The 13,103-nt window shown below is 62.6% G+C and carries 12 protein-coding genes; 4 read left to right on the top strand and 8 right to left on the bottom strand.

Annotated elements, in window-relative coordinates:
• The first annotated feature begins 4 nt into the window (after positions 1 to 4).
• Positions 5 to 658: an HAD family hydrolase gene (locus tag KDB76_RS07505; RefSeq protein ID WP_013971412.1), complete on the top strand. Its 654-nt coding sequence runs from the start codon at positions 5 to 7 to the stop codon at positions 656 to 658.
• A 123-nt stretch (positions 659 to 781) separates the two neighbouring features.
• Here the strand turns inward: KDB76_RS07505 and KDB76_RS07500 are convergent, their stop codons facing one another.
• Positions 782 to 1,744, bottom strand: a complete 963-nt coding sequence (locus tag KDB76_RS07500) for an NAD(P)H-quinone oxidoreductase (protein WP_023660768.1) — start codon at positions 1,742 to 1,744, stop codon at positions 782 to 784.
• A gap of 144 nt (positions 1,745 to 1,888) precedes the next feature.
• On the opposite strand from KDB76_RS07500, the gene KDB76_RS07495 reads away from it, so the two are divergent.
• Both KDB76_RS07495 and KDB76_RS07490 read left to right on the top strand, forming a co-directional pair.
• Entirely contained in the window at positions 1,889 to 3,970 is a 2,082-nt protein-coding gene (locus KDB76_RS07495; protein ID WP_031324292.1) for a carboxy terminal-processing peptidase, read from the top strand.
• 116 nt (positions 3,971 to 4,086) lie between these two features.
• Positions 4,087 to 5,067 (top strand): EAL domain-containing protein, encoded by a 981-nt coding sequence (locus tag KDB76_RS07490; protein ID WP_038408906.1) that lies wholly within the window; start codon positions 4,087 to 4,089, stop codon positions 5,065 to 5,067.
• 48 nt (positions 5,068 to 5,115) lie between these two features.
• Here KDB76_RS07490 and KDB76_RS07485 read toward each other — a convergent pair whose 3' ends face one another.
• From KDB76_RS07485 to KDB76_RS07470, 4 genes are all read right to left on the bottom strand, one after another.
• Positions 5,116 to 5,484 (bottom strand): hypothetical protein, encoded by a 369-nt coding sequence (locus tag KDB76_RS07485; protein WP_013971408.1) that lies wholly within the window; start codon positions 5,482 to 5,484, stop codon positions 5,116 to 5,118.
• On the bottom strand, positions 5,481 to 5,819 hold the full coding sequence (locus tag KDB76_RS07480) for a helix-turn-helix transcriptional regulator (protein ID WP_023661508.1): 339 nt from the start codon (positions 5,817 to 5,819) through the stop codon (positions 5,481 to 5,483). Before KDB76_RS07480 ends, KDB76_RS07485 begins: the two co-directional genes overlap by 4 nt.
• A 111-nt stretch (positions 5,820 to 5,930) precedes the next feature.
• Positions 5,931 to 6,371 (bottom strand): YkvA family protein, encoded by a 441-nt coding sequence (locus tag KDB76_RS07475; protein ID WP_015269270.1) that lies wholly within the window; start codon positions 6,369 to 6,371, stop codon positions 5,931 to 5,933.
• 292 nt (positions 6,372 to 6,663) lie between these two features.
• The gene (locus KDB76_RS07470; RefSeq protein WP_003257347.1) at positions 6,664 to 7,428 is read right to left on the bottom strand and encodes an FKBP-type peptidyl-prolyl cis-trans isomerase; all 765 of its coding nucleotides are present in this window, start codon (positions 7,426 to 7,428) and stop codon (positions 6,664 to 6,666) included.
• Between the two features lie 459 nt (positions 7,429 to 7,887).
• On the opposite strand from KDB76_RS07470, the gene KDB76_RS07465 reads away from it, so the two are divergent.
• Positions 7,888 to 8,835, top strand: coding sequence for an IS110 family transposase (locus KDB76_RS07465; protein ID WP_041506185.1), 948 nt, complete (start codon positions 7,888 to 7,890; stop codon positions 8,833 to 8,835).
• A 107-nt stretch (positions 8,836 to 8,942) separates the two neighbouring features.
• Here KDB76_RS07465 and pcaQ read toward each other — a convergent pair whose 3' ends face one another.
• The 3 genes from pcaQ to nirB form a co-directional block, all read right to left on the bottom strand.
• Positions 8,943 to 9,875 carry a pca operon transcription factor PcaQ gene (gene pcaQ, locus KDB76_RS07460; RefSeq protein WP_013971406.1) on the bottom strand — a complete coding sequence of 311 codons (933 nt, stop codon included), beginning with the start codon at positions 9,873 to 9,875 and terminating at the stop codon, positions 8,943 to 8,945.
• A 151-nt stretch (positions 9,876 to 10,026) separates the two neighbouring features.
• Positions 10,027 to 10,389, bottom strand: a complete 363-nt coding sequence (nirD, locus tag KDB76_RS07455; RefSeq protein ID WP_013971405.1) for a nitrite reductase small subunit NirD — start codon at positions 10,387 to 10,389, stop codon at positions 10,027 to 10,029.
• A complete protein-coding gene (gene nirB / locus KDB76_RS07450) occupies positions 10,389 to 12,941 on the bottom strand; it encodes a nitrite reductase large subunit NirB (RefSeq protein ID WP_024086425.1) in 2,553 nt (850 codons plus the stop codon). Before nirB ends, nirD begins: the two co-directional genes overlap by 1 nt.
• Between the last annotated feature and the right edge of the window lie 162 nt (positions 12,942 to 13,103).

Here is a 13,103-nt window from a genome sequence, read left to right as displayed (position 1 = left end):
CACCATGGCACTGGCAATTTTCGATCTGGACGAAACCCTGATCCACGGCGACTGCGCCTCACTGTGGAGCGAGCAGATGGCCCGGCTAGGCTGGGTCGACGGTAAAGCCTTCCTGCGCCGCGACCATGAGTTGATGGAAGCCTATGGCAAGGGCCACCTGCGGATGGAGGACTACATGGCCTTCAGCCTGGAGCCGATTGCCGGGCGCACCCTGGAAGAGGTCGAGCACCTGGTAGCACCGTGGGTCGAAGAGGTGATCGAGCCAATCATCTACGGCGACGCCTGCCGCTGCATTGCCGAGCACCGCAAGCGCGGGGATCGCATCCTGATCATTTCGGCGTCGGGTACGCACCTGGTCGGGCCGATTGCGGCGCGGCTGGGGGTGGACGAATACCTGGCGATCGAACTGGAGGCGGTGAACGGGGTTTATACCGGCAAGACCCACGGGGTGCTGACCTACCGCGAAGGGAAGATCACGCGGTTGCTGGAATGGCTGGACCAGGAGCAGGAGAACCTGGAAGGAGCGACTTTCTATTCCGACTCGCGCAACGATTTGCCGCTGTTGCTGAAGGTGGATCATCCGCATGTGGTGAACCCGGATGCGGTGTTGCGGGAGCATGCCGAGATCAACAAGTGGCCGATCCTGAGCTGGGCCTGAGGTAATCGCATTGCCTGCACCGGCCCTTTCGCGGGTAAACCCGCTCCCACAGGGACCACACAGTTTTCAAGCCTGTGGTAATCCCTGTGGGAGCGGGTTCACCCGCGAAGAGGCCAGGCCTGCTTACATCAGGCTAGGGTCTATCACCATCACCAGCTTGCCCGACACCTGGTTGGTCTCAAGCTCGGCATACGCCGCCTGGGCAAACTCCACCGGGTAGGTGTCCACCAACTGCGGCGACAGGCGCCCTTCGGCAAACAGCGGCCACACCTGCTGCTGCAACTCGCGCAGCAGTTCGGCCTTGAAGCCGTCATCGCGGTTACGCAGCGTGGAACCGGTAATCTCCAGGCGCTTGCCCAGTACCTGTGCCAGGTCCAGCTCGAACTTGCGCCCGCCCATCAGACCGATGATCACCCAGCGCCCGTCACGCGCCAGCAACTTGAGGTTGAGCTCGCCGTAGCTGGCGCCCACCGGGTCGAGAATCACGTCGAACGGGCCAAAACCTTCCAGCGCTTCCAGGTTTTCGTTACGTACCACACCACCGGCGGCGCCCAGCGCCTCGCAGTAGGCCAGGCGGTCCTGGGAACCGACGCTTACCCATACCGGGCTGCCGAACGCCTTGCACAGCTGGATGGCGGCCGAGCCAACGCCGCTGGCGCCAGCGTGCACCAGCACCTTCTCGCCAGCTTTCACGCCACCCAGCTGGAAGATGTTCAGCCAGGCAGTGGCATATACCTCCGGCAACGCCGCCGCTTCGTGCAGGCTCAGGCCTTCGGGCACCGGCAGCACGTGGCGGGCATCCACCACCACTTCCTCGGCCATGGCGCCGCTGGCCAGCAGTGCGCACACCCGGTCACCCACCCGCCAGTCGGCACCGGCCCCCACTTCCTCGATCACCCCGGAGCACTCCAGGCCCATGTACGGGCTGGCGCCTGGCGGTGGTGGGTACAAACCTTTCATCTGCAGCAGATCGGCGCGGTTCAGCCCCGCAGCAGCCACGCGAATGCGCACTTGACCCGCGTCGCAGGCCGGGCGCTCGGCCTCGACCCAAGCCACATGTCCGTCAACGCCTTGCAATGCCTTCACAGTGCCTCCATAGTTGAATCATATGACCGAGCCTGGGAACGCCAAGTCCCCAGGCTTTTTGCAGTATGCATCCGGTTTTTTGCAACCGGTGAACAGAAAAGACGGCCTACTATGCGTGATCAATTGTCTCCACGTCGAATCAGCATGAAGCATTTCCTCCCAAGCACCGCCCTGGCGCTGATGATCGGCCTGGGCAGCCTCACGCTCGGCGGCAATGCGGCGGCCGCCAACAAATGGGACAACCTGCAGCCGGACCGCGACGAGATCGTCGCCAGCCTCAACGTGGTGGAATTGCTCAAGCGCCACCACTACAGCAAGCCGCCGCTGGACGACGCCCGTTCGGTCATCATCTATGACAGCTACATCAAGCTGCTGGACCCGGCGCGCAGCTACTTCACCGCTGCCGACATCGCCGAATTCGACAAATGGAAAACGCAATTCGACGATTTCCTCAAGAGCGGTAACCTGGACCCGGGCTTCACCATCTACAAACGCTACCTGGACCGCGTCAAGCAACGTCTGGACTTCGCCCTGGCCGAGCTGAACAAGGGCGTGGACAAGATCGACTTCAACGCCAAGGAAACCTTGCTGATCGACCGCAAGGACGCCCCGTGGATGAAGGACCAGGCCGAGCTCGACGATTTGTGGCGCAAACGCGTCAAGGACGAAGTGCTGCGCCAGAAGATCGCCGGCAAGGAACCCAAGCAGATCCAGGAAACCCTGACCAAGCGCTACAAGAACCAACTGTCGCGCCTGGACCAGACCCGTGCCGAGGACATCTTCCAGGCCTACATCAACACCTTCGCCCAGTCCTACGACCCGCACACCAACTACCTGTCGCCGGACAACGCAGAAAACTTCGACATCAACATGAGCCTGTCGCTGGAAGGCATCGGCGCAGTACTGCAAAGCGACAACGACCAGGTCAAGATCGTGCGTCTGGTGCCGGCAGGCCCGGCGGCCAAGACCAAGCAGGTGGCACCGGCCGACAAGATCATCGGTGTGGCCCAGGGCAACAAGGAGATGGTCGACGTGGTCGGCTGGCGCCTGGACGAAGTGGTCAAGCTGATCCGCGGCCCGAAAGGCTCGGTGGTGCGCCTGGAGATCATCCCCGCCAGTAACGCGCCTAGCGACCAGACCAGCAAGATCGTGTCGATCACCCGCGAGGCGGTGAAGCTCGAGGAGCAGGCAGCGAAGAAGTCGGTGCTCAAGCTCAAGCAGGACGGGCGTGACTACAAGCTGGGCATCATCGAGATCCCGGCCTTCTACCTCGACTTCAAGGCCTATCGCGCCGGTGACCCGGAGTACAAGAGCACCACGCGTGACGTGAAGAAGCTGCTGACCGAGCTGCAGAAAGAAAAAGTCGACGGCGTGGTCATCGACCTGCGCAACAACGGCGGCGGCTCGCTGCAGGAAGCCACCGAGCTGACCAGCCTGTTCATCGAGAAAGGCCCGACCGTGCTGGTGCGCAACAGCGACGGCCGTGTCGACGTGCTGGAAGACGAAAACCCCGGTGCCTTCTACAAGGGCCCACTGGCACTGCTGGTCAACCGCCTGTCGGCCTCGGCTTCGGAGATCTTCGCCGGTGCCATGCAGGACTACCACCGTGCGCTGATCATCGGCGGCCAGACCTTCGGCAAAGGCACCGTGCAGACCATCCAGCCACTCAACCATGGCGAGCTGAAGCTTACCCTGGCCAAGTTCTACCGGGTTTCCGGGCAGAGCACCCAGCATCAGGGCGTGCTGCCGGACATCGACTACCCGTCGATCATCGATACCAAGGAGATCGGCGAGAGCGCCCTGCCCGAGGCCATGCCGTGGGACACCATTCGCCCGGTGGTCAAGCCGGCGGCCGACCCGTTCAAGCCGTTCCTGGCCCAACTCAAGGCGCAGCATGAAGCGCGCAGCGACAAGGATGCAGAGTTCACCTACATCCGCGACCGCCTGGCCCTGACCCAGAAGCTGATGAACGAAAAGACCGTCAGCCTCAACGAGCAGGACCGTCGTGCACGCCACGATGCAATCGAGGCCAAGCAGCTGGCACTGGAGAACATCCGCCGCAAGGCCAAGGGTGAAGAGCCGCTGAAGGAGCTGAAGAAAGAGGACGAGGACGCGCTGCCGACCGAGGATGAAAACACCAAGCCGGAAGACGATGCCTACCTGTCGGAAACCGGCCGCATCCTTATCGACTACCTGAGTGCAAGCACCAAGGTGGCCAAGAAGTAAGACTGTGGCAATGATGGCAAATTAGCTTTACTTGTCATCAAACAGTCATCGCGCTGTCGTGAAATAGAGGGGCCGGGCGCGGAATCGCCCGGCCCTTTCATTTTCAGGAATACGCCATGACCGTCGCCGAACAGCTCAGTGCCTTGAGTGCCATCCTGGCTCAACGCAGCATCCACAGTCTGTTCCAGCCGATCATGTGCCTGAGCGAGCAACGGGTTTTCGGCCATGAGGCGTTGAGCCGCGGGCCGTCCAACAGCCCGCTGCACGCACCGCTGAACCTGTTTACCATCGCCCGCCAGGCCGGCCGCCTGACCGAACTGGAGGCTGCCTGCCGGGAAAGCGCCTGCCGGCGTTTCAGCGAACAGCAGTTGCAGGGCAAGCTGTTTCTCAACATCTCGCCTGAATCGCTGCTGGAGCTGCACTACCCCTCCGGGCAGACCCTGAAACTGCTCGAACAAGTCGGCCTGCCACCCAGCCGGGTGGTGATCGAGCTGACCGAACATACCCCGACCGACGACTTTCAGCTGCTGTCCAATGCGCTGCACCACTACCGGGACATGGGCTTCTCGATTGCCATCGACGATCTGGGAGCGGGTTATTCGAGCCTGCGCCTGTGGTCGGAGCTGCGCCCCGAATATGTGAAAATCGATCGCCACTTCATCGACGGCATCCACCGCGACCCGCTCAAGCGTGAGTTCGTCGGTTCGATATTGCAGATTGCCCGGGCGTCGAAGGCGCAGGTAATTGCCGAAGGCATCGAGATGGCGGAGGAGCTGGCGGTGCTGGTGGAGATGGGGGTGGACTTGGTGCAGGGCTACCTGCTGGGGCGGCCGCAGGAGCTGGGGGCGCGCGAAAGCCGGCCACTACCGGCGCTGATGAACGTTCCGCAGGCCGAACAGCCGACGGTGCGGCTCAACGCGACGATTGGGCAGTTGCTGGAGTTGTTTGGCCGGCACCGGCACCTGGAGGTATTGGAGGTGGTAGATGCCGATGGCAGGGCTTGTGGGCTGATCCACAGAGATGCTTTGCCTGTTCCGGCCTCTTCGCGGGTAAACCCGCTCCCACAGGTACAACACAAGGCTCAAGACCTGTGGTGAACCTGTGGGAGCGGGTTTACCCGCGAAGAGGCCGGGACAGGCAACGAATCAGGCCGTTTCGGGATAGCTGTACTCGAACACCCTGACCACCTCGGAGGCATGCCATGAGGCCGCTTCCATGCCGTCGACCGGCCCGGAAAATCGGCCCAACCGTTCAACGCACTCAAAAAACCCGGTACGCGGCAAACGGCTGGCACCCTGGCTGATCACCAGCGAGCTGCGCAATGGCTGCTCTGCGCGGGCATCCAGCACCGCCAGGTACTCCAGCGCGGCTGTCAGCGTCTGCATGGCCGGGCTGGGCAACTGCAAACGCTCGATCAGCGCTCGATAGGTCAGCAAGTGACGTTGACGACGGGCCAGGTCAAGCTCGCCCAGCAGGTTATCCCAGTGCTGACGGCTGATCCTGACCTGGCTCATGATGGTTCGCTCCAGCCAGCCACCCCCAGATGCCAGGCCAGAGCACGGCGGATAGCAGCATCCGGCTGGCGTTCACCTGATTCGATCATGGCCAGGTATGCCGGGCTTACCCCGACATTGCGCGCCAGTTGCTCAGGGGCAATGCCCTTGGCCTGGCGAATCTGTGCCACTTCGCTGAAGGCCGGCAATGGCGCACTGGCCACATCGCCCTGCACTTCACTGGCAAGCACCTCGGCTGGTGCCTGCCCAGCGGCCCTGAGCAGTGCCTGGTACTGTTCCCAGGGAACGACGGCGTACTCGGGTTGACCGTCCCGGCTGATGACCTGAATACCCATTACAAACCCCTTTAAAAAGGATTACAGCATGTAATCCGTAGGCATAACCCTTATGCCAATTATATTACCAACTCTGGGGTCTGTGCAGTTGCGCTGCGGTTGCGGCCAGTTTCACTGCGTGTTGCGTTCCAACCGCAGCGCTTCGGGGGTAGCCGGCAGGCGCTCGACCACGCGCAGCCGTTCGGGCGCCTGGCTGTCGCGCCAGGCCTTGAAGCGCGCCAGTTCGTCAGCCACGGTCTTCAGTACCCAGCCCAGGACCGCGATGTCGTCGAGGAAACCCACGCCCAGCAGCCAGTCGGGGATGGCGTCGATGGGGCTGACGAAATACAGCAGCCCGGCGACGATGGTGACCAGCGCCTTGGGGCTGATGGCACGGTACTCGCCGCGCCACCAGGCCAGGCACAACGACTGCAGCAGCTTCACGTCTTCGCGCAGCTGGCCGATGCGCGGGCCTTTGCGAGCTACCGCGAACAGCAAGGCGGGCAACCGGCCGCGGCTGAGCAGGCGCTCGGCCAACGGCAGGAAACGGGCAAAATTCCAGGGTGCGCTCATGGAGCCTCCAGAGGAAAAGGTTATCCACATTTATTGTGGATAACCTTGTGAACAGGGCGACGTTTCTGACCCCAGGTGCCTGCCAGGCAAGGGCCTCGGTCAGATCGGGCGTTTTTTACACAGTCGTTTCACACCGTGGGTGCGTACGCCGCAAACGATTTGCGTCAGAAGCATCCTGCTGCTTCACGCTGCATTTCCTCGGACAGTATCAGCAGTTGCAGGTTCGTCCAACTACCCGGCACAAACGAAAACGCCCCGTCGGGACGGGGCGTTTTGCGTGGGCCAGCCAGTGTTACTTGGCAGGCGCTTCGGCCGGGGCCTCGGCAGGAGCTTCCGCTTCTGGCTCGGCGCCTTGCAGCTGGGCCGGATCCTTGATGGCGATCAGTTCCAGGTCGAATACCAGTACCGAGTTGGCCGGGATCAGCGGGCTTGGGCTCTGCGCACCGTAGGCCAGTTCAGCCGGGATGAACAGCTTGTACTTCTCGCCGACGTGCATCAGCTGCAGGCCTTCGACCCACCCCGGGATCACGCCGCTGACCGGCAGGTCGATCGGGCTGCCGCGCTCGACGGAGCTGTCGAACACCTTGCCATCGATCAGCTTGCCTTCGTAGTGGACGGTGACCACATCAGTCGCCTTGGGCTGCGGGCCGTCGGCCTTTTTGACCACTTCGTACTGCAGGCCCGAGGCAGTGGTGACCACGCCTGGCTTCTTGGCGTTTTCCTCGAGGAACTTCTTGCCGGCGGAGGCGGCTTCTTCGCTGGCCTTGGCCAGGCGCTCTTCGGCACGCTTCTGCAGCGCGGTGAAGGCCTCTACCAGCTCTTCGTCCTTGATGCGCTGTTCCTTCTTGCCAACGGCGTCTTCGATGCCGAGGGCTACTGCTTTCGAATCAAGGTCTTCCATGCCTTCCTGAGCCAGGCTCTTGCCCATGTTCAGGCCGATACCGTAGGAGGCTTTCTGTGCCGGAGTCTTCAGCTCGGGGCTGCTGGTCTGTTGATCACAGCCAGCCAGTACCAGGCCTACCAGGGCAACCGCAGCCGCCAAACGATGCTGTTTCATGCTATTTCCTTGTTCATGCGCCAAAAGGGCAATCAGGGTAAAGCCGCGAGCTTAGCAGGCGGCCATGACCAATGGCTACCGGCATAGGAGCGGGTTTTGGTAAGGAAGTTCAGTAGTTAAACGCTTATTCATCAAAGGATGTGCAGCCACTGGCCAGTATTGATCGGTTGCGGCGCCTTTGCCCGGTTTTGCGGCGGATTTATTTAGCTGAATGCTGAAAAGCCTGCACTGGCCCTATCGCCGGCAAGCCAGCTTGTATGGTTAGACTTGAAGGGAGGAGGAGGGACAAAGCCAGCTTCTGACTGTTAGCGCAGTACAGACCGTGGGAGATCTCGCCCCTCCTCCCTTTTCACCCAAGCGCCGATAAAGAATGCTTCCGGGCTCAGACCGACGAAAGACACAAGCCAGCGCCTCTGGGTGACCCTTCAAGTGCTTCAACACTATCGAGGAGAGTTGCTCATGGCAATGGTGGTTGCTGATTCAAAGCGGCTGATTGGCGTGGATGTGGCCAAAGCGGAACTGGTCATCTGGGACGATGAATCAGCAGAGCTCATAGCAATCCCCAATACCAAAGCAGCTATTAAGAAATGGCTCAAAGGCTTCTCGGGTGCGATGTCCGTGGCCATCGAGGCGACCAACATTTATCACGTTCTGTTTACGGATCTGGCCTTTGAGTTTGGGCATACGATCTACGTGGTAGATGGTTACGCCCTGAGCCATTACCGCAAAGGCGTCAACGTACGCGCTAAGACAGATGCAATTGATGCCCAGCTGTTGGCCCGCTATCTGAAGAACGAAGGACAGGACCTTACGCCTTGGGCGCCGCCACCGGCTATCTATCGACAACTTCTGAGCCTGTTTCGGCGACGTGCGGGACTGGTCCAGGCACGAACCAGCCTGTCTCAGGGATGGGCTAATGAACCGCTACTTAGAGCCGCCTTCAAGACACATCTGCGTGCGATGCAGCGGCTTGAGCTGCTGGTGGAGAAGATGATCAAGGGTCTGCTGGAAAAGGCCGGACTGATGCCTCAGGTAAAGCGCTGCATGAAGGTCGAGGGGATTGGTTTTCTAACGGCTGCACGCCTGACTGCGACGTTTCAGCGTGGCAACTTCAGCGGGGGTGATGCGTTTATCGCCTTTTTGGGTATGGATCTGAGGATTGCGCAGTCGGGGCAGAAAAAAGGGCAATCCAAGCTCACGAAGCGAGGAGACCCCGAAGCTCGACGCCTCCTTCACAACGCAGCCATGTCGGCATGCCGCACGGCAGTATGGAAATCGTACTACGAAGAGCGCCTGGCACGTGGTTTTAGCACGACAGCATCGCTTGTCATGCTCGCACGCAAATTGGCGCGAGTAGTATTTGCCCTACTGAAAAGCGGAGATGAGTATCGGTCAAAAGCCGCTTAAAAAACTTCCCTAAAACCATAGAATCTCCCACAGGTTCACCACAGGCCCGGAAGCAGTTGCTATCCCTGTGTGTGGCTTGCCGGCGAAAGGGCCAAAAATACCTGCGTTCAGGGGTAGCTGCCCTCTCGGTACTGCCCCGCTACCTCGCGCAACACCTCGCATACCCACTGCCCAGGCAGGCTCTGCGGCAAGGCAGCATTGCGACAGATGCCGACCGAGCCGCCCGGCTCGCGCACACCCAGGTCGAGCTCGACCAGCTCGCCCCGGCGCAGGTCGAGCAACACCGCATCGCGCGGCGCAACCCACACTGCATCACTGCCCAGCAGGTAGCGCCGGCTCAGCGCCAGCGACAGGGTTTCCAGGCGCTGGGCGGGCATCTGGATGCCACATTGCACGAACAGGCTGTCGGCATGCTGGCGGATGGTGGTGCCGGCTGGCGGCAGCACCAGCGGGTAATGTCCAACCTCCCCGCGCTCTACTGGCTTGCAGGCCAGCAGCGGGTGGCCTGGCCGCACCACCAGGCTCATCGACTCGCTGTACAGGTGCTCGAACGACAGGCCTTGGATCTGCGGGCTGTCGGTCATGCGCCCGACCACCAGTTCCAGTTCGCCGAGGCGCAACTGGCCGAGCAGCTGCGCGCTGACCCCGGTGACCACACTGATTACCAGCGCCTCATGCCGCTGGTGCAGGCGGCACAGCACTTCGGGCATGAGCAGGCCTTCGACCGTGGACAGCACACCGATACGCACCTGCGACGGCGCCCGCGCCTCGCCACGCAGGCTGCTGACGCCATCGCGCAGGGCCTGCACGCTGGGCCCGGCGTAGCGCATGAAACGCGTGCCGGCCGGGGTCAGCTCGACGCCCTGACGGCTGCGCGCGAACAGGCGCGTTTCCAGCAGGTCTTCGAGTTCCTTGAGGGTCTTGGAGATGGCTGGCTGGCTGATTGCCAGGATGTCGGCAGCCCTGGCCAGGCTGCCCTGCCGGGCAATCTCCAGGAAGCACAGCAGGTGGCGGTACTTGATGCGGGTGTCGAGGTTCATGGGCTCAAGCTTACCGCATGCAGATAGCCTGTACCGGCCCTTTCGCGGGTGAACCCGCTCCCACAGGGATCTCCGCAGTTCTCCAGACCTGTGCAGTACCTGTGGGAGCGGGCGTGCCCGCGAAGAGGCCGGTGCAGGCGGCAGATGAATATCAGGCCACAGCCAACTCCACCGCCTCCCCGTTCAACCGCACCGGCCACACCCGCAGGCGCTGCCCGCTATCCTCCAGGCACTCCCCGCTCTCCAGGCTGAAGTGCTGCTTGTACAACGGCGCGGCCACCACCAGCTCGCCCTGCACACTGCCAACCAGGCCGCGGCCGATGATGTTGGCGCCGGATCGCGGGTCACGGTTGTCCACCGCGTACAGCGGCTGCGCCTGCCCCGGCAGGTAGAACAGCGCCACCTGGGCCCCGTCGAGCCAGACCACCACCCCGGAATCAGCCACCAGGTCATCGGCCTGGCACACCACCTGCCAGTTCTCGTGGGTTTTCACAGCAGCATTGGACAAGTTCATCAGACAGCCTCCTCGACGGTTGGGATCAGGTGCAGTGGCGCAGCAGGCCGGCGCTGTTCGCGTTCGCGCACGAAGTGCACGTCCGGGTCGGCGCGGCGGTCGTTGACGAAAGTACGGAAGCGCTTGAGCTTCTCGGGGTCGTTGAGGGCGTTGGCCCATTCGCATTCATACTGGTCGACCACATGCTGCATCTGCGCCTCCAGCTCGCTGGCCAGGCCCAGGCTGTCGTCGAGGATCACCTGCTTCAGGTAGTCCAGCCCACCTTCCAGGTTCTCGCGCCACACCGAGGTGCGCTGCAGTTTGTCGGCGGTGCGGATGTAGAACATCAGCACGCGGTCGATCAGGCGCACCAGGGTTTCGTCGTCGAGGTCGGTGGCGAACAGTTCGGCGTGCCGCGGGCGCATGCCGCCGTTGCCGCATACGTAAAGGTTCCAGCCCTTGTCGGTGGCGATCACGCCGATGTCCTTGCTTTGTGCCTCGGCGCATTCGCGAGTGCAGCCGGACACCGCGAACTTTAGCTTGTGCGGGCTGCGCAGGCCTTTGTAGCGGTCTTCCAGGCGCAGGGCCATGCCGACGCTATCCTGCACGCCATAACGGCACCAGGTGCTGCCGACGCACGACTTTACCGTGCGGGTCGACTTGCCGTAGGCGTGGCCGGTTTCGAAGCCGGCCTCGATCAGCTCGCCCCAGATCAGCGGCAGCTCGTGCAACTGGGCGCCGAACAGGTCGATGCGCTGGCCGCCGGTGATCTTGGTGTACAGGTCGTACTTTTTCGCCACCTGGCCGATCACGATGAGCTTGTCGGGGGTGATTTCACCACCGGGGATGCGCGGCACCACCGAGTAGGTGCCGTTCTTCTGCATGTTGGCCATGAAGGTGTCGTTGGTGTCCTGCAGCGGCACCAGCGCCGGGTCCATGATCGGCTGGTTCCAGCACGAGGCGAGAATACTGCCCACCGCCGGCTTGCAGATGTCGCAGCCAACGTGGCCCTTGCCGTGGCGTTCGAGCAGTTCGTTGAAGGTACGGATACCCTCTACCCGCACCAGCCCGTACAGCTCCTGACGGGTGTAGGCGAAGTGCTCGCACAGGCTCTTGTCCACCGCCACGCCGCGGGCGGTCAGCTCGTGCTCGAACACCTGCTTGAGCAGTGCCGCGCAACCACCACAACCGGTGGCGGCCTTGGTGCAGCCCTTGACTGCGGCAAGGTCGCCGCAGCCGCTGTCTATGGCGGCGCAGACCGCGCCCTTGCTGACGTTGTGGCACGAGCAGATGGTCGCGCTGTCGGGCAGCGCATCGGCGCCCAGGGCCGGTGCGCCGCCGCCTTGCGGCAGGATCAGTGCCGCGGGGTCGGCTGGCAGGGCGATGCCGTTCTGGGCGTATTGCAGAAGGGTGTCGTAGTAGCTGTTGTCGCCCACCAGCACCGCACCGAGCACGTGCTTGCCGCTGGCATCCACCACCAGCCGGCGATAGGCGCTGTTGGCTTCGTCGATGAATCGGTAGCTGCGTGCGCCCGGGGTGGCGCCATGGGCATCGCCGATAGAGCCGACATCCACGCCCAGCAACTTGAGCTTGGTCGACATGTCGGCACCGGTGAATTCGCCAGCGGCTTCACCCATCAGCAATGCCGCCAGGTTGCGCGCCATGCTGTAGCCCGGGGCGACCAGGCCGAACACGCTGCCGTTCCACGAGGCGCACTCGCCGATGGCAAAGATGCGTGGGTCGCTGCTGCGGCAGTGGTTGTCGATCACCACGCCACCACGCGCGGCGATGTCCAGGCCACAGGCACGGCCCAGGGCATCCTGCGGGCGGATACCTGCGGAGAACACGATCAGATCGGTTTCCAGATGCTCGCCGCCATCGAAGTTCATGCGGTAGCGGTAGTCTTCACCCGCACTGATCGACTGGGTGGCCCGCGACAGATGCACGCCAACACCCAGCGCTTCGATCTGTGCCTTGAGCGCGGCACCGCCCTCGCCGTCCAGCTGCACCGGCATCAGCCGTGGGGCGAATTCCACCACGTGGGCTTCCAGGCCCAGCGACTTGAGAGCGTTGGCTGCTTCCAGGCCAAGCAAGCCACCGCCCACTACCACGCCACGTCGGGCACTGGCTGCGGCAGCGCGGATGCCGTCGAGGTCGTCAAGGGTGCGGTAGACCAGGCGGGCATTGCCGCTGGAACCTTCGATCGGTGGCACGAAGGGATAGGAACCCGTGGCCAGCACCAATTGGTCGTAGCCGTAACGGCCCTCGGCAGTAACCACTTCGGCGTGCTCACGGTCGATTTCCAGCACCGCTTCACCGAGGTGCAGGTGCACACCGTTGGCGCCGTAGAAGTCCTGCCCGCACAGAGCCAGGGTTTCGGCACAGCTGCCGCCGAAGTACTCGGACAGGTGCACGCGGTCGTAGGCACGCTGGCGCTCTTCGCCGAACACATGCACTTCGAAGCGCTGCAAGGCGCCGCGGCTGACCAGTTGTTCGACGCAATGGTGGCCGACCATGCCGTTGCCGACGATGACCAGTCGCTCTCGTTGCCCGCTGCTCGCTGTTGCCTTCATAAGCCGATCCTCGATCAAAAAAAAAAGCGCCTGGAGCCGAAGCTCCAGGCGCCTTTGCCTGTATTCATCACGGTAGGGGGCCCGGGTTGATCGCCGTTGATCAGTGGGCTTTGTTGTAACTAGGGTAAAGCAGGGAGTGTGCCAACTGGGTTGCCTGTGCCG

The organism is Pseudomonas sp. JS425, assembly GCF_018223845.1.
Lineage (GTDB): Bacteria > Pseudomonadota > Gammaproteobacteria > Pseudomonadales > Pseudomonadaceae > Aquipseudomonas > Aquipseudomonas asiatica.
This window is presented reverse-complemented; position numbering and strand designations above follow the sequence as displayed.